This window comes from Peribacillus sp. NPDC096622, assembly GCF_044762665.1.
Classification (GTDB): domain Bacteria; phylum Bacillota; class Bacilli; order Bacillales; family DSM-1321; genus Peribacillus; species Peribacillus frigoritolerans_B.
This window is the reverse complement of sequence record NZ_JBIWES010000007.1, coordinates 206,930-228,895: the sequence shown is the minus strand read 5'-3', so window position 1 is coordinate 228,895 and position 21,966 is coordinate 206,930. Positions and strand designations below refer to the sequence as shown.

25 protein-coding genes and 2 other annotated features are annotated in these 21,966 nt (G+C 40.8%); of the genes, 7 read left to right on the top strand and 18 right to left on the bottom strand.

Annotated features, from left to right (window positions below; translation table 11 throughout):
* Nucleotides 1–322 precede the first annotated feature (322 nt).
* Nucleotides 323–604 carry an Fpa/YlaN family protein gene (locus tag ACIQYG_RS15185; RefSeq protein WP_402839290.1) on the bottom strand — a complete coding sequence of 94 codons (282 nt, stop codon included), beginning with the start codon at nt 602–604 and terminating at the stop codon, nt 323–325.
* Between the two features lie 221 nt (nt 605–825).
* Between ACIQYG_RS15185 and ACIQYG_RS15180 the strand changes: the two genes are divergently transcribed.
* Nucleotides 826–1,329: a peptidyl-prolyl cis-trans isomerase gene (locus ACIQYG_RS15180; protein WP_402839288.1), complete on the top strand. Its 504-nt coding sequence runs from the start codon at nt 826–828 to the stop codon at nt 1,327–1,329.
* Nucleotides 1,330–1,391: 62 nt separating this feature from the next.
* On the opposite strand, the gene ACIQYG_RS15175 is transcribed toward ACIQYG_RS15180, so the two are convergent.
* The gene (locus ACIQYG_RS15175) at nt 1,392–2,723 is read right to left on the bottom strand and encodes a PhoH family protein (protein ID WP_402839286.1); all 1,332 of its coding nucleotides are present in this window, start codon (nt 2,721–2,723) and stop codon (nt 1,392–1,394) included.
* Nucleotides 2,724–2,989: 266 nt separating this feature from the next.
* Between ACIQYG_RS15175 and ACIQYG_RS15170 the strand changes: the two genes are divergently transcribed.
* Both ACIQYG_RS15170 and ACIQYG_RS15165 read left to right on the top strand, forming a co-directional pair.
* Nucleotides 2,990–3,589: a YhcN/YlaJ family sporulation lipoprotein gene (locus ACIQYG_RS15170; RefSeq protein WP_402839284.1), complete on the top strand. Its 600-nt coding sequence runs from the start codon at nt 2,990–2,992 to the stop codon at nt 3,587–3,589.
* 145 nt (nt 3,590–3,734) lie between these two features.
* Nucleotides 3,735–3,935: a YlaI family protein gene (locus tag ACIQYG_RS15165; protein WP_072272690.1), complete on the top strand. Its 201-nt coding sequence runs from the start codon at nt 3,735–3,737 to the stop codon at nt 3,933–3,935.
* A 468-nt stretch (nt 3,936–4,403) separates the two neighbouring features.
* Here ACIQYG_RS15165 and ACIQYG_RS15160 read toward each other — a convergent pair whose 3' ends face one another.
* The 3 genes from ACIQYG_RS15160 to typA are packed head-to-tail and all read right to left on the bottom strand — an operon-like array spanning nt 4,404 to nt 6,871.
* Nucleotides 4,404–4,688, bottom strand: coding sequence for a hypothetical protein (locus tag ACIQYG_RS15160; protein WP_402839358.1), 285 nt, complete (start codon nt 4,686–4,688; stop codon nt 4,404–4,406).
* Nucleotides 4,689–4,692: 4 nt separating this feature from the next.
* On the bottom strand, nt 4,693–5,001 hold the full coding sequence (locus tag ACIQYG_RS15155; RefSeq protein WP_402839282.1) for a YlaH-like family protein: 309 nt from the start codon (nt 4,999–5,001) through the stop codon (nt 4,693–4,695).
* Between the two features lie 22 nt (nt 5,002–5,023).
* Entirely contained in the window at nt 5,024–6,871 is a 1,848-nt protein-coding gene (typA, locus tag ACIQYG_RS15150) for a translational GTPase TypA (RefSeq protein WP_283917343.1), read from the bottom strand.
* Nucleotides 6,872–6,995: 124 nt separating this feature from the next.
* Here typA and ACIQYG_RS15145 point away from each other — a divergent pair, with 124 nt between their 5' ends.
* Complete coding sequence (locus tag ACIQYG_RS15145) at nt 6,996–7,178, top strand: YlaF family protein (RefSeq protein ID WP_402839279.1); 183 nt, start codon at nt 6,996–6,998, stop codon at nt 7,176–7,178.
* A gap of 95 nt (nt 7,179–7,273) precedes the next feature.
* On the opposite strand, the gene ACIQYG_RS15140 is transcribed toward ACIQYG_RS15145, so the two are convergent.
* Nucleotides 7,274–8,077 (bottom strand): inositol monophosphatase family protein, encoded by an 804-nt coding sequence (locus tag ACIQYG_RS15140; protein ID WP_402839277.1) that lies wholly within the window; start codon nt 8,075–8,077, stop codon nt 7,274–7,276.
* A gap of 361 nt (nt 8,078–8,438) precedes the next feature.
* On the bottom strand, nt 8,439–8,636 hold the full coding sequence (locus ACIQYG_RS15135; protein WP_402839276.1) for a hypothetical protein: 198 nt from the start codon (nt 8,634–8,636) through the stop codon (nt 8,439–8,441).
* 194 nt (nt 8,637–8,830) lie between these two features.
* Between ACIQYG_RS15135 and ACIQYG_RS15130 the strand changes: the two genes are divergently transcribed.
* Nucleotides 8,831–9,451 carry a YktB family protein gene (locus ACIQYG_RS15130; protein WP_402839274.1) on the top strand — a complete coding sequence of 207 codons (621 nt, stop codon included), beginning with the start codon at nt 8,831–8,833 and terminating at the stop codon, nt 9,449–9,451.
* 251 nt (nt 9,452–9,702) lie between these two features.
* Here ACIQYG_RS15130 and trpA read toward each other — a convergent pair whose 3' ends face one another.
* From trpA to ACIQYG_RS15085, 9 genes are all read right to left on the bottom strand, one after another.
* Nucleotides 9,703–10,482: a tryptophan synthase subunit alpha gene (gene trpA, locus ACIQYG_RS15125; RefSeq protein WP_402839272.1), complete on the bottom strand. Its 780-nt coding sequence runs from the start codon at nt 10,480–10,482 to the stop codon at nt 9,703–9,705.
* Nucleotides 10,475–11,680 (bottom strand): tryptophan synthase subunit beta, encoded by a 1,206-nt coding sequence (gene trpB / locus ACIQYG_RS15120; RefSeq protein ID WP_402839270.1) that lies wholly within the window; start codon nt 11,678–11,680, stop codon nt 10,475–10,477. Before trpB ends, trpA begins: the two co-directional genes overlap by 8 nt.
* Nucleotides 11,681–12,298, bottom strand: coding sequence for a phosphoribosylanthranilate isomerase (locus tag ACIQYG_RS15115; protein WP_402839268.1), 618 nt, complete (start codon nt 12,296–12,298; stop codon nt 11,681–11,683).
* Between the two features lie 10 nt (nt 12,299–12,308).
* Entirely contained in the window at nt 12,309–13,085 is a 777-nt protein-coding gene (gene trpC, locus ACIQYG_RS15110) for an indole-3-glycerol phosphate synthase TrpC (protein WP_402839266.1), read from the bottom strand.
* Nucleotides 13,085–14,107, bottom strand: a complete 1,023-nt coding sequence (gene trpD / locus ACIQYG_RS15105) for an anthranilate phosphoribosyltransferase (protein WP_402839264.1) — start codon at nt 14,105–14,107, stop codon at nt 13,085–13,087. The genes trpC and trpD overlap by 1 nt, the downstream gene beginning before the upstream one ends.
* A 27-nt stretch (nt 14,108–14,134) precedes the next feature.
* Nucleotides 14,135–14,740: an anthranilate synthase component II gene (locus ACIQYG_RS15100; protein WP_402839262.1), complete on the bottom strand. Its 606-nt coding sequence runs from the start codon at nt 14,738–14,740 to the stop codon at nt 14,135–14,137.
* Nucleotides 14,737–16,131, bottom strand: coding sequence for an anthranilate synthase component I (gene trpE, locus ACIQYG_RS15095; RefSeq protein ID WP_402839260.1), 1,395 nt, complete (start codon nt 16,129–16,131; stop codon nt 14,737–14,739). The genes ACIQYG_RS15100 and trpE overlap by 4 nt, the downstream gene beginning before the upstream one ends.
* Nucleotides 16,132–16,290: 159 nt before the next feature.
* Nucleotides 16,291–16,528, bottom strand: a binding site (T-box leader).
* 35 nt (nt 16,529–16,563) lie between these two features.
* Nucleotides 16,564–16,794, bottom strand: a binding site (T-box leader).
* A gap of 69 nt (nt 16,795–16,863) precedes the next feature.
* Nucleotides 16,864–17,139: a UPF0223 family protein gene (locus ACIQYG_RS15090; protein WP_402839258.1), complete on the bottom strand. Its 276-nt coding sequence runs from the start codon at nt 17,137–17,139 to the stop codon at nt 16,864–16,866.
* A gap of 57 nt (nt 17,140–17,196) precedes the next feature.
* Nucleotides 17,197–18,156 carry an NAD(P)H-dependent flavin oxidoreductase gene (locus ACIQYG_RS15085; protein WP_402839256.1) on the bottom strand — a complete coding sequence of 320 codons (960 nt, stop codon included), beginning with the start codon at nt 18,154–18,156 and terminating at the stop codon, nt 17,197–17,199.
* A 408-nt stretch (nt 18,157–18,564) separates the two neighbouring features.
* Here ACIQYG_RS15085 and ACIQYG_RS15080 point away from each other — a divergent pair, with 408 nt between their 5' ends.
* Nucleotides 18,565–20,022 carry an aminotransferase class I/II-fold pyridoxal phosphate-dependent enzyme gene (locus ACIQYG_RS15080; RefSeq protein ID WP_402839254.1) on the top strand — a complete coding sequence of 486 codons (1,458 nt, stop codon included), beginning with the start codon at nt 18,565–18,567 and terminating at the stop codon, nt 20,020–20,022.
* Nucleotides 20,023–20,167: 145 nt separating this feature from the next.
* Here the strand turns inward: ACIQYG_RS15080 and ACIQYG_RS15075 are convergent, their stop codons facing one another.
* Nucleotides 20,168–20,293, bottom strand: coding sequence for a GapA-binding peptide SR1P (locus ACIQYG_RS15075; RefSeq protein ID WP_402839252.1), 126 nt, complete (start codon nt 20,291–20,293; stop codon nt 20,168–20,170).
* A 363-nt stretch (nt 20,294–20,656) separates the two neighbouring features.
* On the opposite strand from ACIQYG_RS15075, the gene ACIQYG_RS15070 reads away from it, so the two are divergent.
* A complete protein-coding gene (locus ACIQYG_RS15070) occupies nt 20,657–21,091 on the top strand; it encodes a DUF1885 family protein (protein ID WP_137018837.1) in 435 nt (144 codons plus the stop codon).
* 26 nt (nt 21,092–21,117) lie between these two features.
* Here the strand turns inward: ACIQYG_RS15070 and ACIQYG_RS15065 are convergent, their stop codons facing one another.
* Entirely contained in the window at nt 21,118–21,945 is an 828-nt protein-coding gene (locus ACIQYG_RS15065) for a polysaccharide deacetylase family protein (protein ID WP_402839249.1), read from the bottom strand.
* Between the last annotated feature and the right edge of the window lie 21 nt (nt 21,946–21,966).

The following is a 21,966-nucleotide window of genomic DNA, read 5'->3' as shown; positions in this document are numbered from 1 at the left end:
TAAAAAAATAAAAAATTACATATATTCGTATAAAAAAACAAGGAATTAGCTCTGACTCCCCTACTAACGATTCATTGTTGGTCAAATTCATTTGACCGGAAAAACCCACATGTTTAATGCGATTGAGAAATTTTTTAAAATGGGGGGGATGACCATTGAACTTTAGATCGAAAATTCAAAAAATAAAAAACTCAAATTGAGCTTCTGCGGATTAATTAGTATGTCACTATTGAATATAGTATAACATTATTAACTAATTATGTATATAAATAAAAAACTCAAACAATCATCGAGATTTGTTTGAGTTAGTATGTTTTATCTATTATTTTTTTACCGATGCTTCATGCAAAACTGACAATTCCTGTTCAAGGGTTTCCAAAAGGGATTTACCCTCGGTCTCCTCTACCAAACCTAAGCGTACGGCAAAATCAATTTCTCGTGATAGGCCGAACATTTGCGTATCAAGTACCTCTTCATATAAAGGACATTGAGGCATAGTGAGATTTTCCATTTGAACTTTTATCAGTTTTAGAATCTTGTCAGCATCTGCTTTTAATAAAGCATAAGCTTTTTCTCGATGATTGACAAGCATATCAGATGCCATGTTAAATCCCCCCGCTCAGAGCGATTAAATCTTATCTCTAAATTCTACCTTTAGTTTTGTGAAAAAGCAAGGACATTGACAAACAATTTGCCATTGAGATATAACGATCACCTCTCAAATGAATATACCCAGCCATGGAATTTGTTCACCATCATGAAGATGTGACATTTCAATTATAATTGATTATAATCATTAAAGAGCAACAGAAAGGAATGAGATATTTGGAACCCATCGTATTTATAAATGGAAAAGTGAAATATCCAATTACGCTAGATCCTGGAGTATGGATTTTTGATGACCGTAAAGTTGAAATCGATACATATTTCCACGCTGAAAGAGTCCAAGTCAATGAATTAGAAGAATATACGATTGCCGCCTCCAAACATTGGCAAAAAGAAATACAGGAAGGCGCAATAATGCCACCCACAATAAAAACGGAACGGAAGTTCGAGAAGCAAAGATTGCTGGAAGGGACTTTCGGCATCCCTTTTGAACCTTTTTTAAAAAATGCCGAACCTGAAAATGGGGTGTCTGAAGTCATCGTTACAACCGATGATGAGGAGCTAACATTCCCGTTGGAAACGGCACTTGAATTTTTCCTGGGCTTTTCCAAGGATGGAAAGCCGCTTAAAATATCCGAGGGCGGCCCTCTGGAAATTTATTTCGGAGACGCTTCCAACATCAATGATCCGATAAAAAATGTACGGTCTTTCACTGTTAAATAAGACTTAGTTCATTCTTGCCAAAAACTTTGGCAATCGGCAAGGGATATCCCTTGCCGATTGCATTATAAAAGTGTAGCTGCCAGTTGGGCCAATCCAGACCTTTCCCCTTTTATCAATTTAACATGGCCGGCAATACGCTCGGTCTTGAATTTTTCCACAACATAGGTCAAACCATTATTGTATTCATCTAAATAAGGATGATCTATTTGCTCCGGATCTCCCATCAAGACAATTTTGCTCCGCTCCCCGACCCTCGTCAAGATTGTCTTGACCTCATGTTTCGTTAAGTTCTGCGCTTCATCGATGATGATGAACTGATCCGGTATGCTCCTTCCCCTGATATAGGTGAGGGCTTCCACTTCGATCGAACTCATGCCTGCTAAAATTGCATCCAATTCCCCAGGTTTTTTCGTATTGAACAGAAATTGGAGATTATCAAAAATCGGCTGCATCCATGGTCTTAATTTTTCTTCTTTTTCCCCTGGCAGATAACCAATATCTTTACCGACCGGAACAATGGGCCTGGCAACCAAAAGTTTCTTATATTGTGACAAATCTTCAGTTTGCATCAATCCTGTTGCCAATGCCAATAAAGTCTTACCTGTCCCCGCCTTACCAATAAGCGTCACAAGCTGGATATCCGAACGAAGCAACAAATCAAGGGCCATGGTCTGCTGGACATTTCTCGGTTTAATTCCCCAAATATGCTCCCCTTCATACATCAATTTCTTAACCAACCTGCAGTTCTCATCCACTATCCCAATCGCAGAAGCTGAACTGCCCAGCGTGTCCTTCATCAACAGGAATTGATTTGGATAATATGAATCCTTTGTCAGTTCTTCCAGTGCCAGAAAACTTTTTTCATAAAACTTATTCAGATTATCAATCGAGGCAAACACTTCTTTGTGCCCAGCGTATATATGATCCAGTTCTACGACGCGATCATTTAAAAAGTCCTCTGCCTCTAGACCGATCGCGTCAGCTTTAACCCTGACGAGAGTATCTTTGCTAACCAGAATGACCGTTTTTCCATCTTCCTTCGTCTCTTCTTCCAAAGATAAATTTTTTGCGACTGCCAATATCCTGTTATCATTCGTTTTCTCAACAAAAATTTCCTGAAGTTTATGAAATGAACGGTGGTTGAGTTCAATCCTTATGCTGCCTCCATTATGGAGCGAAATGCTCTGATGAAGCTTTCCTTTTTCACGATAGCTATCGATCAATTTCGATACTTGCCTGGCATTCCTTCCGATTTCATCCATATACCTTTTTTTCGAATCCAATTCTTCTAATACGACTGCTGGAATGACAACTTCATTATCTTCGAATGAATAAATCGAATACGGATCCTGCAACAGGACATTCGTATCTAAAACATAGATTTTTTTCCCCAATATGACGCCTCCTGCCTGCTCTATAGAATATGTCTTACCATTTACTACACTCAGCAGTTATGTAGCGGACGAGACTGTTGATAAAATATATGTTCCTTTGCATAAAGATAGAAGAACATTTACAGACTATAAAGAAAACTTCCAGCTAAGAATGCAATCCCCACCATTGATTACACCATGTTCAGCTGCATTTTATACTCATATGCATCAGACTAGGTAGCGATGGACAGGCTGGAACCAAAGAAAAACATTAAGGAGGTTTTACATTGCAAAAAACCATATTGTCGCTCGCCGCTGTTCTGTTGATGTCAGGTTGCACAATGGATAATAAAAATGAAGTGTCTGAAAATAATGCGGAAAACAATATAACGAAAGTCAATAATACGACCATTAAGGAAGCAGACAGAAATACAGGTCAGCAAACAGCGGAAAGACTCACCGGTTTGGCTAAATCCATTCCTGAGGTGAACGATGCCACCGCAGTCGTACTTGGCAAATACGCCATCGTCGGAATAGATATTGACCAAGATATTGAGCGTTCACAGGTTGGAACGATAAAGTACTCAGTCGGAGAAACTTTAAAACATGATCCTGACGGTGCAAATGCCATCATCGTCGCTGACCCGGATTTAAATGAGCGTATCAGGGAGGTAGCCAAAGATATTAAAGACGGCAAACCGGTAACCGGGATACTAAATGAACTCGCTGACATCACAAGTAGAGTCATTCCGGAGGTTCCTGGTGATATTTTAACCCCAACGCCATCTAAGAACATTGAAAAGGAAAAAAATAAACTTGATGATGATACGGAAAGAAAAGAACTCGATAAAGAGCAAAATGATCAATCCAATCACTTTAAAGAATGAATTTTCCCGACCCGAAATGAATCTTCGGGTCTTTTTCATACTCAACAATTAACGTTCAAATGTTAGTTTCACTTTATCCTCGTTTTACCATAAAAATATTGGTATACTTAAAAGCATATTCAAATTGAAGTGAGGTTCAACTAAAATGAAGGTTAAATGTGTAATATGCGATCAAATTGAATCTATACCTGACGATAGCCCAGAAGCAAAAAAACTTCGAAACCGTCCTATACATACCTATATGTGCAATACATGCAACCAACGCATAGAAGAGCGTACGAACGAGCGGATTGCCACCGGTAACTTCCGCCTTTACCGGACGATCAAAAATGAAGATGAATGGTAGAACATTTGCATAAAGTTACCCTGATTGGTCTGATCAATGGAATTCTGCTTGGATTGATAATGAAGTGGGTCGAAATGTTTTCCGGTAAACAAGTGTATAAGCTTGTATAAGCTTTTAATGAATGTGGACTTCCTTCCCATAATTGGAGCAGTTTCCTGGAGTGAGGCATCATTGTTCTTTTTCCACCTTATTGTCTCACTGTCCATTACGTATGGTTACGCTTAAATTCTTCATCCTTTGAAATTTTTCAGGAAATGGAACAAATACGCACTTGCTTTTATCACGATCATTCCAGCCATCATGCTTTAATTCCCACTATCGGCGCTGTCGAATACAGAAGTTGTCCTTCCTTCTGATTTGGCAGCTTTCTTTTTATGGACAACCCTACATCTTTTATACGGATTTTCCCTCTCCAAAGCAATATAAAAAAAGAACCGTGCATATTATCGCACGGTTCTTTTTTTATCATTACTCGATATTTTTATACTTTTCTGGCTCTAACTGAATTTGGTCTAACATGATATCAATCAATTCAATCGGATAACGCTGCTTTTTCATTTCGTCTCCCAAAAGATACTCGACGAAATAAAAAGGTTCTGTTTTTGTAACCGAATCGATAATCACCTGATGATCATCTTTCAGCATCTTCATGAAAAACATTTCTGTATCACGTGCAGCTGTATCATCAGGCCTTGCATCACAGACAACTTTGATCGTCAACCAATTGTATAAAGCATCCTGTAATGATTTCATCATCTTAAGCCTGTTCTTCTTTTCTCGAATTATTAAGACGGATTCTATAAATCCCCAGAACAAGTGAAGCGATGACTAATGCCTCCCCCATAGGAAGAAACACAGCAAAGAAAGAAAGAAGGGTACATCCAAGTGCCATTACCACATAAATGACCACATTTTTTAGCAAAGGTAACTTTTTGGCAAAACCCAACTGATAGACAAGGATGCATAATCCAAAGACCGTCAAATATAAATACCACATTCCTGCTTCAGGATTTTCATCCACTCTGTACAATGCTGCAAAAAATGATAATCGCTCTTGGATATCCAATCTTTTCTCCTCCTCTTGCTATTTATTTTTCTTCAAGTGCAACTTTTTTTCTTTTAGCTGCTCTTTCACGCTCGTTTTTATCAAGAATTTTTTTACGAAGGCGGATAGAATCCGGAGTTACTTCACAGTACTCGTCATCGTTCAAATATTCCAGAGCTTCTTCAAGGGACATGATTCTCGGTTTTTTCATGGAAGAAGTTTGGTCTTTATTCGCTGAACGCATATTTGTCATTTGTTTCGCTTTCACGATATTAACAGTCAAATCGCTATCACGGTTATGTTCCCCAACGATCATTCCTTCATAAATATCCGTACCTGGCTCAACGAAAATAACACCGCGGTCTTCTACTTGCATAATACCATATTGTGTAGTTTTTCCTGATTCCATGGATACAAGTACACCTTGACGTCTTCCGCCGACTTGACCTTGAGCCATTGGCTGGTAGCTGTCAAATGAATGGTTCATGATACCATATCCGCGTGTAATCGTTAAGAACTCAGTTGAATATCCAATAAGTCCGCGAGCTGGAACAGTGAATAGTAAACGAACTTGACCGCTTCCGCTATTGATCATGTCCAACAATTCACCTTTACGGGCTCCCATTGATTCCATGATCGAACCAGTGTGCTCTTCAGGTACGTCGATTTGTACACGTTCAACCGGTTCACAACGGACACCATCAATCAAACGAACGATAACTTCCGGTTTAGAAACCTGCAGTTCATAACCTTCACGTCTCATGTTTTCGATCAGGATGGAAAGGTGAAGCTCTCCACGACCTGAAACAACCCAGACATCCGGAGAATCAGTATTTTCGACTCTTAAGCTGACATCCGTCTGTAATTGGTTTCTCAAACGCTCTTCAATTTTACGAGCTGTAACGAATTTCCCTTCACGGCCTGCAAATGGGCTGTTATTTACAAGGAAAGTCATCTGTAATGTTGGCTCGTCAATACGCAGGATAGGTAGTGCATCAGGGTGCTCGGTCGGACAAACCGTTTCCCCTACGTTTATATCCTCCATACCAGATACGGCAATTAAATCACCGGCAACGGCTTCTTGGATTTCAACTTTCTTCAAGCCGATATAACCAAAGATTTTCGTTACACGGAATTGTTTGACCGTCCCATCAAGTTTCATTAATGAAACTTGTTGACCTACATGCATTTTACCGCGGAATACACGGCCAACACCAATACGTCCTACATAATCATTGTAGTCAAGTAAAGCCACTTGGAATTGAAGCGGTTCATCTGAGTTATCAATTGGTGCAGGGATCGTTTCGACGATTGTTTCGAAAAGTGGGGTCATGTCTTTTTCTTGTTTAGCAGGATCTGAATCCAAGCTTGCAGTACCAGCGATACCTGAAGTGAAGACAACTGGGAAGTCTAACTGTTCTTCTTCTGCTCCTAGTTCGATGAATAAGTCAATTACTTCATCCACCACTTCATTTGGACGTGCAGAATCTTTATCGATTTTATTCACGACAACGATTGGTGTGATCTTTTGTTCCAATGCTTTTTTCAACACGAAGCGAGTTTGCGGCATACAGCCTTCATATGCATCAACTACAAGAAGAACACCATCAACCATTTTCATGATCCGTTCCACTTCACCGCCAAAGTCGGCATGACCAGGTGTATCCAAAATATTGATTCTTGTGTCTTGGTATTGAACTGCTGTATTTTTCGCAAGAATCGTAATTCCGCGTTCTTTTTCAATCGCATTAGAATCCATCGCACGTTCTTCCACATGTTCATTTTCACGGAAAGTACCAGATTGCTTTAGCAACTGATCCACTAACGTCGTTTTACCATGGTCAACGTGAGCGATGATGGCTATATTACGAATATTTTCTCTTAATTTCAAAAAATTCACTCCTAAAAAAGTTTGTGTAAAACGTATCACTAGTATTAACTTACATATTATATCACAAACATACTAGAAACAAATACAGAAATTATGTACAATAGATTTATTAGGGGTGATATTAATGAACATTAAATGGAATTTCTTAATATTAGCGTTATTGGCAACAGCCAGCATTGGCTCCATTGGCATCTTCATTGCTGAAAAAAGCTTGATTGGAATATTAGCTGCAATCGTTATTCTTTGCGGAATCATGGGGTTCGGTTTCACTCAGAAGAAGAAATTACGTGAAGCCGGGAAGTTATAATATAAAAAACTCGCTGACAGACAGCGAGTTTTTTTTGTTAATTATTTCTAAATGAGAATTCCTTCCGTGCAAGACTTTTATCATGGCCGCATTTACTAATGGTTGGAGTTTCCTGACAAGTATTTGTCGAATACTTCTTTGTGTAGCCCTGGTTTAGATACAAAAAGTGAGTCGCCTTCTAAAAAATCCAATTTACCACCTTTAATATTACTAATTTCCCCGCCCACTTCCTCAACCAGTAAAACTCCCCCGGCAAAGTCCCAAGGCATGAGTCTCATGGTTATGTATGCATCAATCCTTCCAGCGGCCACGAATGCCAGCTCCAATGCTGCCGAGCCATAAGATCGTGTTCCTCTTGCATCGCGAACTAACGGTGCCAAAAGACTCGGGTCTATCCTCCGGTTTTCCGTTACCCAGCTTGCATTGATGGAAATGATCGCTTTGCTTACTGATGCTTCTTCAAGAGAGGGAAGCCTTTGATCATTCAAAAATGCTCCTTGACCCTTAATCGCATGATATAATTCATCACTAAAGACATCATAAACCATGCCAATCTTTCCGATGCCGTCCACATAAACCCCAAGAGAAATTGCAAAATTCCTCTGTTGATGAATGAAATTCAAAGTTCCATCAATAGGATCGATGATCCACACCGTACCTTTTAGGTCTTTAATATCATTGCCCATTCCCTCTTCACCAAAAATGCGGTGTTCTGGAAAAACTTCGCCGATTTTTTCGCAAAAAAACTTTTCTATCCCCTTATCCATATTAGTGACCAAATCATTCGGATTCGTTTTCATTTCAATATTCAACTTGGTTTTAAAGGACGCCCTTAGCCTGGTACCCGCTTCTTTCATCCATAACTTCGCATATGTATCCATTTCCTTGACCGATGCCATTATAATATCCCCGTCCTTTATGATCAGAAACTACATTAAAATGATCCTCTTTTAAAGATTAAAGCAAATATAGCTTGCCTTCAAGCTTTTAACATCTTAAATTTTCCATTTTTTTATCTTATGGGGAAAGAAGGTTCCTTGACTGCCCATCCATTAATCCTTTACTCGACGCTTCCCTTCCTTATTAAAGGGACGCGAACCAAAATAAAATGCCACCTTATATATATTGGACATTTAATGAAAAACGGACACATTATTTTTAATAAAATAAAGTGCCCGTTCATCTATAATAAAATTCCTTGTATTGAAATTGATTCATTTCCTTAATTCATTCTCCTTCAAGATCTCTGCAGCCCATCATTTACAAGGCTTTCAGTTTCAACAATTCCAAGCGGATGCGTTCTAGCCTTTGCTTGCATTGTGACCTCTTTCGGTCATTCTCTTCACCGATTGCTTCAAAAAGGGTTGCTAATTCATAGTCCATTTCCATTCTTAACACTGCAGCTCTATGTCTTTCAACTTCTTTAGCTTTTAATGCTTGGTTCATGACTTGTTTCATAATTAACATTCTCCCTTCGTTAATTAACGTAATTTTCTGAATTTATTTTATCATATGACTTCCTACCTCAAATAGCAACTAATTTGTGCTATAACCTATAAGGAATTTTACATCGCCAACCCGAATCGTATTTTTTAAATTTTACTTTTACTTATGCTACAATATGTGCAGATATTACGGTAGGAGAGATGAAAATGAATATAGAAAGTTTTACAGCAAATGATTTTGATGTTTTTAAAATTGATGGATTGGAACCGCGCATGGATGCTTTAAAAGAACGGATCCAGCCCAAATTACAAGCCCTAGGAGAGCACTTTTCTCAAAAACTGTCCGTTATGACCGGCGATGAAATGCACCCTCACGTTGCAAAGCATGCTAGACGGACAGTGAATCCTCCCAATGATACATGGGTTGCTTTTGCTGCCAATAGCAGAGGTTATAAAATGATGCCGCATTTCCAAATCGGGTTATGGGAAACGCATATGTTCATCTGGTATGCCGTCATTTATGAAGCCCCTAATAAAATGGAAATCGGAAAGCATCTGGAGCAACAGGCAGACCGCTTGGTGAATAGCATTCCCTCCCATTATGTTTGGTCAATGGACCATACAAAACCTGATGTCATCCCTCATGATGGTCTTGGAGTAGATGATTTGAATTCAATGTTCACCCGTTTGCAAACGGTAAAGAAAGCCGAAATCCTATGCGGTATAAAAATTTCACGTGATGACGCTATAAAGTTAAAAGATGATGATTTCATTCAAACCATTCAAGATGCGTTTGAACATCTTTTACCCTTATATCAATTAAATTAAACACATTTGATTCCTATTCGGATCCAACAAAAAAACTGGTTAAGGTTAAGATAAAAGGAGAGCCTTAAGGCTCTCCTCAAACTGTAGGCAAACTCAATCATTGAGTTTGCCTACAGTTTTTTAGGTTTTTAAAATTTGACCGTTGCCACCAGCACTCGCTTTCCGCGGGCGGTCCCGAACACCCGCCCCATCGACTTTGTTTAAGTTAGAACTTGCCTACAAACTGAGGGCAGCCTGGGAGCTCTCCATTCCTATTTTTGCACTAAGCCTTTGCTTGCTTGTATCAAGTCTCTAATTTGGTCTTCCTTACCTGTCTCGAAGCATTCGATGATCTTGCTGCCGGCAATGACTCCATCGCAGTATTGTATTGCATCACGGACATGTTCTGGCGTCGATATGCCGAACCCAGCAAGAACGGGAACCGGACTTATCTCTTTTACCTTCTTTAAATAGCCTCCAAGTTCTTCCCCGAAGGCGTCACGGGCACCTGTGATGCCTTTGACTGTAACTGCGTAGATAAAACCCTCCGCCCCTGCGGTAATCTCGGTGATGCGCTCTTCCGGAGACGTGAGTGTCACAAGTCGGATAAGAACGATCCCTGCAGTTTTGATTGATGAAAAGATGGCTTCTTCTTCAATCGGTAAATCGGGGATGATGCACCCGGAAATCCCTGCTAGCAGACAGTCATTCGTAAACTCTTTAAGTCCATATGCCAGGATTGAATTCGTATATCCCATTAAAATAATTGGGATGTTCACATCATTTTTGATTTCCATTACTTTTTTAAGGACATCTTTTAAAGTTGTTCCATTTTCCAAAGAACGGATGCCAGCTTGTTGGATAACGGGGCCATCAGCGACAGGGTCAGAGAAAGGTATACCTAGTTCAACGGCAGTCGCCCCGCTATTTTCAAGAAAAAGAAGCTGGCTCTTTAACCGTTCAAGACCTCCATCGCCTGCCATGATATATGGTATGAATGCTTTTTCCTGCTTTGTTTGACATTCTTCAAGTGCATTTGTTAATTTATTCATGTTCACTACCCCCCATCAATGATTGGACCGTTTCAACATCCTTATCACCACGGCCGGACAGGCAAATCACCAGTCCTGTTCCTTTCTCCATTTCCTTAGCAAGCTTTAAACCGTAGGAAATGGCATGTGAACTTTCTAAAGCAGGGATGATCCCTTCCTCCCTTGACAGCATCGCTAGGGCTTCCAAGGCTTCATCATCGGTTACGGAAGTATATTCCACCCGATTCGTATCTTTTAAATAACTATGTTCAGGCCCTACCCCTGGATAATCAAGCCCTGCTGAAATTGAATGTGCCTCCTGGATCTGACCGTCCTCGTTCTGCAAAACATACATGAATGCCCCGTGGAGCACCCCAGGTTTCCCCTTTGTCAAACTAGAAGCATGTAATGGTGTTTCAAGTCCATGCCCTGCCGCTTCCACTCCGTATAATTTTACCGTTTCATCCTCAATGAAGGGATAAAACATCCCCATCGCATTACTTCCTCCGCCTATGCATGCGACTACTGCATCCGGCAGGGAATGAACCGCCTCAGAATATTGACGTTTTGTTTCATTCCCTATCACGCTTTGAAAATCACGGACAATTACTGGGAATGGATGCGGACCAAGAACTGATCCCATTATATAATGGGTGTCATCCACATTCGCCACCCAATATCGTAACGCTTCATTTACTGCATCCTTCAGTGTCCCGCTTCCTTGTGATACAGATATGACCTTGGCTCCCAAAAGCTCCATCCTGAATACATTCAATTTCTGTCTCCTGATATCTTCTTCTCCCATAAAGATGATGCATTCCAACTTCAGCAAAGCACACACAGTCGCCGTTGCAACCCCGTGCTGTCCTGCACCCGTTTCGGCAATCACTTTTTTCTTGCCCATTTTCCGAGTCAGCAAAGCCTGACCGATCGTATTATTTATTTTGTGGGCCCCGGTATGATTCAAGTCTTCGCGCTTCAGGTAAATATCTGCACCACCAGCCAGTCTCGTTAAGTTCTCCGCAAAATAAAGAGGTGTTTCCCGACCGATATATTGTTTCAGGTAATAACTTAGCTGCCTTTGGAATTCAGGATCATTTTTAGATTGTTCATATACTTCTTCAAGCTCAGTAATCGCCGCCATTAAAGTTTCCGGAACAAAGCGGCCTCCATATGCTCCAAAATGTCCAGTTTTATCAGGCTGTGTATAGGTGTTCATCTATTCATTCCTCTTTTCCGGCTGTTTTTTAGCCTCATTAATAAATGCTTTTATTTTTACAGCATCTTTTATTCCGTTTGTTTCAACACCACTGGCTACGTCAACTGCGAATGGTGAAACGGCATTAATCGCTTTTCCGACATTTTCCGGAGTCAGGCCACCTGCTAGAATTACCTTCCCCAGTGGCAGATCCGCTTTTCGAATCATATCCCAATCCAAAGTCAATCCGTTTCCAGATGCACTCTTAGGAAGATCGACCAATAGATAATCTGCTGGATATTCATGAAGGTTTTCAAGGTCTTTCTCTGAATTTACGGCAAAGGCTTTGATCACCGGTAGGGGCATTCTGCTAGCAAAGCTGGCGGGCTCGTTACCATGAAGCTGAATATAATCCAATCCCGCAATTTCAGCACTTTTTATCACTTCTTGCTCAGTTTGATTGGCAAACACTCCGACTTTTTTAATATGTCCAGCTAGATTCGCTCCGAATTCTCCTACTATCTCTGGCTCAACCTTCCTGCTACTCTCGGCAAAAATGAAACCAATGAAGTCCGCCCCGGAACTAACAGCAGTCTGAGCAGCTGCCAAAGTCTTTATCCCGCAGATTTTCACTAACATATTAATCTCCTTATATACTCATTTGCAGTTCGGCCATCGTGTGCGAAAGATTTGATGCAGTCATCAGTGTCTCCCCAACCAAAATCGCTTTTGCACCAGCATCCTTTACACGCATCACGTCTTCTTTTGTTTTGATCCCACTTTCACTGATAATGATATGGCGTTTGGGATCAAGTAACTTCCCCAGTCGCTCCGTTACAGCCAAATCCACTTTGAAGGTCTTTAAATTCCGATTATTAATCCCTATGAGCTCTGCATTAAGCCCTAGAGCACATTCCAGTTCGGCTTCATCATGGACTTCCGTCAATACTTCAAGCCCTTTCTTTTTTGCATATTGATATAATTCATGAAGTCGTTCTTTAGAAAGTGCTGCCACAATCAAAAGAATGATAGTGGCACCAGCTTGATGGGCCCGATCGATTTGGATTTCATCGATGATGAAATCTTTGCACAACCTGGGAATCCGTATGGCTTCGCTTACGATTCTCAAATCTGCAATTGATCCTTTAAAGAAAACCTCATCGGTCAATACGGATATCGCTGCCGCTCCGCCCCTTTCATATGAAAGGGCCTGCTCGATCGGATTTACATTGATTTTAATGTCCCCTTTTGAAGGGGAAGCCCGTTTTATTTCCGCGATGACAGCCATCGATTTCGCCGTTTTCAAATTTTCCACCAAAGATGGTCTGACTATGTTGATCCTTACCGAATCTTGTAAGCCCCTTTCTTTTAATTTTGCGACTTCCACCTTTTTCTGTTCGATGATTTTCGTTAAGATATTTTCCATTACATGACCACCTTATTTCTATTGCCATAAGCAATCAGATTTTCTAACTTTGCAAGAGCCGATCCGCTATCGAGGCTTTCTTTGGCCATGGAGATTCCTTTTTTGATCGTCTCTGCCGTACCATGTGCGTATAATCCCAATCCAGCATTCAATAAAACGGTATCACGATAGGCCCCTTTTTCCCCTTTGAGAAGCCTAAGCATGATATCGGCATTTTGTTTGGCGTCACCGCCACGGATGGCATCATTTCCGTAAACCGGCAGATCGACTTCTTCAGGATGCAGCGTAAATGGTATAATATCTCCTTGCTCCAAAAGGACGAGTGAGTTTTCACCCTGCAGGCTCGCTTCATCCATAAAACCGGCACCATTTATCACGACAGCGCGTTTCCTGCCTAATTTATGTAGCACTTCCGCAAAAAGCTCGAGCATATCGCGTCGATTGATTCCCATTAATTGCGTGTCGAGTTGGACTGGATTTGTCAGAGGACCGATGAGATTAAATATCGTCGGAATTTTCAGTTCTTTTCTCACTTTCATTACCCTTGCAATATTAGGGTGGACCGATGGCGCAAATAAGAATGTGATTCCATTTTCCTCCAACAGCTCTTTTAACATGTCAGGCTCCAAGTACAAATTAACGCCTAATGCTTCCAATACATCCGCACTTCCCGTTTTGCTTGATATGCTACGGTTGCCATGTTTGGCAACCTTGACACCGGCCCCAGCAAGTACGAAGGCCGATGCTGTACTTATATTGAAGCTTTGTGACCCATCTCCTCCCGTTCCGCAATTATCCATTACATTAAGGGAGCTTGTTTGTACACTTCTTGCTTCTTTTCTCATGACTCTGACAAGGCTTGCTATTTCACCTGCGGTTTCCCCTTTGGCTTTTAAGGCAATCATGAATGCTGCCATCTCGCTTTCGGTGATATCTGTTGAAAATAACGATTGGGCTGCTCTGCTCATCTCTTCTTCCGTCAATGTTTGACGCTCTGCTAACTTCGCTAAATACTCCTTCACCGCTAACTCCCCCAGTCGTTTTTAGTTTTATAAAATGGATTGTTCCTTCTCTGATTGAAAGGTTCTCGCAATCTCATAAAATTGATGTAATAATTCCTTGCCGATTTTCGTCCCTATTGATTCAGGGTGGAACTGTAAACCGTAGAGAGGGAATTCCTGATGTTTAAGGGCCATGATTTCCCCATCATCCAGTGCCACTGCCGTCACAGTCAGTTCTTCTGGCAAACTCGCCCTTTCAACTACAAGGGAATGGTAACGCATTACCGGGAATTGTAAGTCCTGTTTGGCGAATACACCTGTTCCATCGTGTTCGATTGCCGATGTTTTCCCATGCATGATTTGTTTCGCTCCAACCACATTCGCACCAAAAACCGCCCCAATGGCCTGATGCCCCAAACAAATGCCTAATAGCGGAACCTTCTCGTAAAAATTGCGGATGATTTCCATACTGATGCCAGCATCTTCCGGCCTGCCGGGTCCCGGGGAAATGACGATTGCCATTGGATTCAGTTCCTCAATTTCCGCAATGGTGATTTCGTCATTCCTTTTTACTACGATTTCTTTTTCCACTTCGCCCAAATACTGGTAAAGGTTGTAAGTGAACGAGTCATAGTTATCAATTAATAAAATCATTTAGTGTGAACCTCCATTAAAGCGCGTGCTTTATTTTGTGTTTCTTCATATTCCGTTTTTGGATCTGAATCATATACAATTCCAGCTCCTGCCTGTACATAGGCCTTGCCATCTTTAATGATCATCGTCCGAATGGCTAATGCCATATCAAGATCCCCTCCAAAACCTATGTAGCCTATCGAGCCCGAATACATCCCCCGTTTACAATTTTCCAGTTCATTGATCAGCTCCATTGCCCTGATTTTAGGAGCACCTGAAACTGTTCCGGCAGGAAGGCAGACCGTCAGTGCATCTAAACTCGTGTACCCTTCCCTAAGCTTTCCGCTAACCTTCGAAGCAATATGCATGACATGCTGATATCTTTGTATTTCCATTTCCTCGGTAAGGTGGATTGAACCGATTTCGCAAACCCTGCCAAGATCATTTCTACCTAGATCAACAAGCATCTTATGCTCGGCAAGTTCCTTTTCATCCATCAGCAGGCTTTTTTCGAAGCCCTTATCTTCTTCATCCGTTTTCCCTCTCGGTCGTGTACCGGCAATGGGATTAACATGAACCACTCCTGATGAAACACTGATTAAACTTTCTGGAGAAGACCCAATGATTGTATAGTCACCAAATTCTATATAAAACATATAAGGAGAGGGGTTGGCTAATCGCAAACGACGGTAAGCATCGAAAGGCTCCCCATCGAAGTCCGCTTTAAACCTTTGTGATAAAACAACTTGGAACACTTCACCAGCTATGATCGCTGATTTAGCTTCAAGGACCATTTTCTCGAATTCATCCTGACTGAAATTCGAGTTGAATTCCAAATATTCCGACGATATCTCCTTTGACGGCTTGCTTGCCTGATTGATTTTTTCCTTCATTCCCAATAAACTTTTTTCACTATCTTCTTCCGCAGTCAAAAGATGGATCTTCTGCAAAACATGATCGAATATATACAGTTCTTTATAAAAAAGAAAGTGAGCATCAGGCATTTGTAAAGAATCAGGAGGAACCGGACCAATATTTTCATAAAGACGAATGATATCATAGCCCATATACCCGATTGCACCACCATTAAATGGCGGAAGATGTATGGGAACCTCTTCTATTTCCACTAATAATTCTTTTTTTAGAAACTCGATGATATTGATGTTCTTTACGATTTGATCACCTGTTTCAGTGTCTTTCACATATACTTGGTCAGCAAGTGATGTCACCTCCAGATAAGGTTTTGAACCTAGATATGAGTAGCGGCCGTTGTCATGATGCGAATTCGAACTTTCCAATAAAAACTTCTGGTCACCATCCAATTTCTGAAATATGGCAATGGGTGTATGGATATCCCCTTCAATTGTGTCCATTTTGAAACGGAGTATTTTTTTTTCATCCAAATTATTCATATTAATTCCCTCCCGATTCTTATGCGCCCTTATAACCCCCCGAAGGGAAAAAACTTTTGGCCAAGTGACTGAGTTTTCATTCCTCTGGATATTTTCTTTAAAAAGTATATATATTGAAATTCCAATAAAAAAATCCCCCGCAAACACAAATATGTGCCTGCAGAGGACGGTATACCGCGGTGCCACCTCAAGTTGGAAAAATGCATCATTTTTCCCTCTCAAGCAAGAATGAAAAATTCTTGCGATTACCCTTTAACGGTGGCAGCCGAGTTTCCCTACTTATTTTCAAGAAACCACTCATGAGTCCATTCATCTTCTTATATCGTACCGGTTTCCACCTATTCCGGCTCTCTGTGACGCATCTAAAAAGATTACTACTCTCATTCATAGATTTAATTATCATTTCCATAAAAACGCAAAAAGGGCCCTCATCCAAAGGACGAGGAACCCGTGGTACCACCTTAATTAGCTAAATTAGCTCACTTTACGGCATTAACATGCCTATCTCCATTAACGATGAGATAATCGCCAAAGCCTACTCCGTACATCCGTTTCGGTTTGGGGCTCGGAAGTCCATTCGCTTAAATTCGTTCACCAGTTTTCAGCAACCACTGGCTCTCTGCAGAACATCATTAAGGTACTCTTCTTCGTCACTGCCTTTATCTTTTTCTTGATTATTATGTTAAAACAATCTTTTCAGTAAGTCAATGGAGTTTTCGAAAAATTATATTTTTAATTTTTCATTTTTATCCATTCCCCGTCATCGATTCCTTTTGCCTTCTTTATAACAAGATAGGCTGAATAGGTGCTGACTTGCTCGAACTCATCCGTATACTTTTTTTCATCTGCCTTACCAGGGACTATTTCCTTGAATCTTCGGTAAGCCTTCATGAATTCTTCCTTTTGTATTTTATTTTCATAAGCCTTTTCTACCGCTTCAAAGAATTTAATCACATCCACGATTTCGTCAGTAGACCAATCAAGATCCATTGGATATTGATAATCCATACCCTAAACACGCTCCTTCTAGATAGTTTTTCATGTTGTCCGGCAGATCATTTATTTTCAGTCTGCCCATTTTGAACGAATTGCTTCCGCCTGGTCGATAATCCGACTGAATAGTTCGGCAGTCGATGGTACATCATGAATCAGCCCCATCACTTGTCCAGCCCAGGCAAAGCCTTCAGCTTCGACACCGTCATGGATATAACGCTGGTTCGCTTTGCCACTTATGTAATCCTGCAATTGCTCATATCCGCCGTTTTCTTTTTCTATTTCAAGGATCTTATCGGTCCAGCTGTTTGCAATTACCCTTGCTGGTGCACCAATGGACCGCTTGATGATAACGGTATCATTTTCCGTGCCGGAAACCAAGGCATTTTTATATAATTCATGTGCATGAACACACTCCTTGACTGCTATGAATCGTGTCCCCATCTCGATTCCTTCGGCACCAAGTGCCAATGCTGCCATCAAACCGCGCCCATCGCCAAATCCACCCGAGGCGATGACTGGAATTTTAACGGAGTCCACAACTTGAGGAATTAACACAGAAGTTCCAATATCATCACGCCCTAAATGTCCTCCGCCCTCCTGGCCAACTACCATCACTGCATCTGCACCAAGCTGTTCAGCCTTCATTGCCTGCCTTCTTGCAGCAACAAGCACCAGTTTCTTCACTTGAGTGCCTTTGACGTAATCAAGAAATGGGCCAGGGTTGCCGCCGGTTACCGAAACAGCTGCTATCCCCTCTTCCAACGCTGCTTCCAGCATGTGTTCATAAGGCCTTCCATGCTGACCGATCGCAAAGTTCACACCAAACGGTTTATCCGTCAATGATTTGGTTTTTCTAATTTCATCTACCAGTTGCTCCGGGTTGTCCAAGGACATGGCCGTTACCTGCCCTAGCCCCCCTGCATTCGAAACTGCCGCAGCCAAGTCTGCATATGCCAAATGGGCCAATCCCCCCTGTACGATTGGGTATTGAATACCTAACAAATCGGTCACACGCGTTTTCCACTTCAAACTCCTCATCTCCCTTTTCATTTTCTGGTTTGTTTATTTAGCTGAATCCAAATCATTAGCTTCATTATGGCAAATATTGTTTACCCGTTCAATTTTTAACTCACACATACAATATAAAAAAGAAGAATTCTTGAGTAAATCCAGTAAATACTAGGAAAATGGATATTTATAAACTGCTGATAATTTTATTGGGTTCCTTAACAACAAAGACATATATAAATTGTTTAAGTCAGGACATTAAAGTCACTAGGCATTTATTATAAGACGTGCTATAATTCATATGTTTTATGTCTATCCACAGCTTACTAACCATTTGAATGGAATCGGAGAAACATACGATCATTAATAGAAAGGGAGTATAACCTCCCATATTTCGTACCTATTTTACTGAAAAGGGGCCACAAAGAATTGTCACAGAATGAAACACCCTTATACACTGCCTTATTGCAGCATGCAAAAAGAAATCCCGTTCAATTTCATATTCCGGGTCATAAAAAAGGAAAAGGAATGGACGCTGATTTCCGTAATTTCATTGGAGAAAATGCATTATCGATAGATTTAATCAATATCGCTCCACTCGATGATCTCCATCAGCCAAAGGGGATCATCAAACAAGCTCAGGATCTTGCCGCTGAAGCTTTTGGGGCAGATCACACATTCTTTTCCGTTCAAGGAACAAGTGGAGCAATCATGACGATGGTCATGACAGTCTGCGGACCTGGGGACAAAATCATCGTCCCAAGGAATGTACATAAATCCGTAATGTCTGCCATTGTATTTTCCGGAGCTGTTCCCATTTTCATCAATCCTGAAATAGACAAAGATTTGGGCATCTCACATGGAATCACCGTCGATGCCGTTGAAAAAACTTTAAGGGAACATAGCGATGCAAAAGGATTGCTTGTCATCAATCCCACCTATTTCGGCATTTCGGCTGATTTGCAAAAAATAGTGGAAGTTGCTCATTCCCACCAAATCCCAGTACTCGTAGATGAAGCGCATGGTGTCCATATACACTTCCATGAGGACTTGCCGATGTCAGCCATGCAGGCTGGAGCAGACATGGCTGCAACTAGTGTTCATAAACTGGGCGGTTCACTAACGGGAAGTTCCATATTGAATGTTAAGACTGGATTGGTTTCCGCAAATCGTGTTCAAGCCATATTGAGCATGCTCACAACCACCTCAACCTCCTATATCCTTCTGGCTTCCCTGGATACGGCTAGAAGACAACTTGCGACGGTAGGCAGGGAAATGATCGATGAAGCGATCAATCTCGCAGGGTATATCCGTGAGGCCGTTAATGAGATTCCTTATCTTTACTGCGTCGGCAGCGAAATTCTCGAGAGCGAGGCAGCCTTTAGTTATGATCCGACAAAATTGATCATATCCATCAAGGAATTGAATATTACCGGATACGACGTTGAGAAATGGCTTCGTGAAAAGCATAATATCGAAGTGGAACTTTCCGACTTGTACAATATCCTTTGCCTGATAACACCTGGAGACACAAAAACAGAAGCGGACCTGCTGATCGCTGCCCTTAGGGACTTAGCGGATGAGTTTAAGGAAATGGCAGCTGAACATGAAAAGATCGAAGTCCTGCTTCCTGATACACCACCGCTGGCTTTATCACCCAGGGAGGCATTTTATGCAGAAACCGAAGTGGTTCCCATTGAGGAATCCGTCGGCAAAATTAGCGCTGAATTCATCATGGTTTACCCGCCTGGAATCCCGATCTTCATTCCAGGTGAACTGATTACTAAAGATAATATCAATTACATCCGGAAAAACATCGAGGCCGGCCTTCCGGTTCAAGGCCCTGAGGACCCAGAAATAAAACATTTACGCATCATAAAAAATTGATTGATCCCCTCAAACCAGAGCAGGGTACTGCTCTGGTTTTTTTGAACCTTTTATTTTTTAAGCACTGGCTTCTATAAAAAGGGTGCTCCAGGTTACAATCCTGAAACACCCTTACATTCTATTAATCTTAAAATCCTTTTTTCATTTATTTATCAGAGGCAGCTGTATCACAGCATTGGCAGTTGTGATTGTGTGTATATAGTACACTTACTTTCTCATCTTCAAAATGTTCAATCGTGCTATTGCAAGTTTGACATACGATAGTTCCCATTTTTACAACACCTTCCCCTATATTGTATGCATTATTGACGTAATGTAACCGCTTTAAATGAATTATAATATAACACATTTATTATTTCAAGCTAAAAAGTATAACATATATACTTTTTCCCACTTAATGAACGATCATCTTGAAAGAAGTGGATTCCAATCGTTCGTTAGACTGATTCTTTTTTAAAAACACGGGAATTTATTTATAAACGAAGGGCCCTGTACTCAATTGATCACACTCCTCGCTTTAGCATAGCAAGGTGAAACAGGAATTTCGCCTTTTCATTTACATATAGATAGGTATATAATACATCCATAAAATGTTAATATATTCTTACATCTTATCGATTTAAGGGGGATCCACATGACTGAAAACGCCTATATCAAACTTGTTCCTGAGTCCGTGAAAGGGACTGTAACCATTGAAGACGTGAAAGAATTGCTGAACTATTATCAAATGATCACAGCGAAAACCGGAAAGCAACTGGATTGGGACTATGATAAGAAAGCATTTCCTTATGAAATGAAAGAACCGGAAAGAATGAAAGATAAGGCCATATATCTACAAGCCAAAGAAGATCGATATCACATGATATTGATAGGAGTTGACCAAGAAGTCGTAAAGGATGAAGATGGATCAGAGCGGATTCAATCCTATATCCAATTCACCCTCCCTGAAACAGCAACTTTCGGAGATAAGGGAAAAGCTAATGAATTGTGCAAATTCCTTGCAAAGAAATTACGGGCGCAGCTGCATCTCTTCAATAAACGGGTGATGTATTATTATCCAAGGAAATAAAAAAACCTGCAAATGCCGAAATTGGCTCATGCAGGCGTTTCAATTAATTTGGGATCAAGGATCTCATAGCCTTTCCTTTGAAAACCTTTCACGATATCCTCTATCGCTTCACTCGTCCATTTCCGGTCATGCATCAGTAAGTTCGCACCATTTCCTAAATAAGGGCTGTTCAACATGATTTCCGTTAAAGCTTTTTTATCCTGATACTCTTTTTCCCAGTCATATCCGTAAGTCCAATTCATGACCAACATTTTTTCTTTCTCAGCGACTTTTATTGAATGCTCGGTATTCGATCCAAATGGCGCCCTGAAGTACTTAGGGCGTACCCCTATTATTCCCTCAACCAAATTGTTCAATTTTACGATTTCCCGCTCTTGTTCCTTTTCGTTCAACTCTTTTAAATTTACATGGGAATACGTATGATTGCCGATGGAAAAACCCATTTCATGAATTTCTTTCAGCACCGCTTTATTTTCATCATTTTCAAGAAAGTGACCGTTCACGAAAAATATCGCAGGTACTTCAAGTCGCTTCAGGGTTTGGGCGATTGCCAGGGAATATTTATCAGGTGCATCATCAAATGTTAGCAGCACAACTTTCGGATTTGCATCCCCAATCGGTTTAAATGACCAATTCTCTTTATCCACCCGATATTCCGCCTTTACATTCCCTTCGCCAATTGTTTGTGACGTTTCTTTTTTCAAATTTTTCTCTTGCTGACTTTCATCTTGGACCTTTGTCGTCGTTTCCACACTTTTTTTATTCTCATTTTCAGTTTGACCGGAACTCGGGTCATTACAAGCCATCAATAAAAATGATACAAATGTAAATAATGCTACTACTTTGTTTATCATGATACCTCCGTGGTTTCTTGT

Excerpts from the sequence above, each read along its gene's own strand:
- trpC (WP_402839266.1), bottom strand. The coding sequence starts at position 13,085 with ATGGAAAATATCTTAACGAAAATCATCGAACAGAAAAAGGTGGAAGTC.
- trpB (WP_402839270.1), bottom strand. The coding sequence starts at position 11,680 with ATGAACACCTATACACAGCCTGATAAAACTGGACATTTTGGAGCATAT.
- ACIQYG_RS15100 (WP_402839262.1), bottom strand. The coding sequence starts at position 14,740 with ATGATTTTATTAATTGATAACTATGACTCGTTCACTTACAACCTTTAC.
- ACIQYG_RS15135 (WP_402839276.1), bottom strand. The coding sequence starts at position 8,636 with ATGAAACAAGTCATGAACCAAGCATTAAAAGCTAAAGAAGTTGAAAGA.
- ACIQYG_RS15140 (WP_402839277.1), bottom strand. The coding sequence starts at position 8,077 with ATGGCATCGGTCAAGGAAATGGATACATATGCGAAGTTATGGATGAAA.
- ACIQYG_RS15090 (WP_402839258.1), bottom strand. The coding sequence starts at position 17,139 with ATGGATTATCAATATCCAATGGATCTTGATTGGTCTACTGACGAAATC.
- ACIQYG_RS15115 (WP_402839268.1), bottom strand. The coding sequence starts at position 12,298 with ATGTTAGTGAAAATCTGCGGGATAAAGACTTTGGCAGCTGCTCAGACT.
- ACIQYG_RS15160 (WP_402839358.1), bottom strand. The coding sequence starts at position 4,688 with ATGAAATCATTACAGGATGCTTTATACAATTGGTTGACGATCAAAGTT.
- trpE (WP_402839260.1), bottom strand. The coding sequence starts at position 16,131 with ATGAATAATTTGGATGAAAAAAAAATACTCCGTTTCAAAATGGACACA.
- ACIQYG_RS15145 (WP_402839279.1), top strand. The coding sequence starts at position 6,996 with ATGAACATTAAATGGAATTTCTTAATATTAGCGTTATTGGCAACAGCC.
- ACIQYG_RS15070 (WP_137018837.1), top strand. The coding sequence starts at position 20,657 with ATGACTGAAAACGCCTATATCAAACTTGTTCCTGAGTCCGTGAAAGGG.
- ACIQYG_RS15185 (WP_402839290.1), bottom strand. The coding sequence starts at position 604 with ATGGCATCTGATATGCTTGTCAATCATCGAGAAAAAGCTTATGCTTTA.
- trpA (WP_402839272.1), bottom strand. The coding sequence starts at position 10,482 with ATGAATAAATTAACAAATGCACTTGAAGAATGTCAAACAAAGCAGGAA.
- ACIQYG_RS15075 (WP_402839252.1), bottom strand. The coding sequence starts at position 20,293 with ATGGGAACTATCGTATGTCAAACTTGCAATAGCACGATTGAACATTTT.
- ACIQYG_RS15130 (WP_402839274.1), top strand. The coding sequence starts at position 8,831 with ATGAATATAGAAAGTTTTACAGCAAATGATTTTGATGTTTTTAAAATT.
- ACIQYG_RS15065 (WP_402839249.1), bottom strand. The coding sequence starts at position 21,945 with ATGATAAACAAAGTAGTAGCATTATTTACATTTGTATCATTTTTATTG.
- ACIQYG_RS15165 (WP_072272690.1), top strand. The coding sequence starts at position 3,735 with ATGAAGGTTAAATGTGTAATATGCGATCAAATTGAATCTATACCTGAC.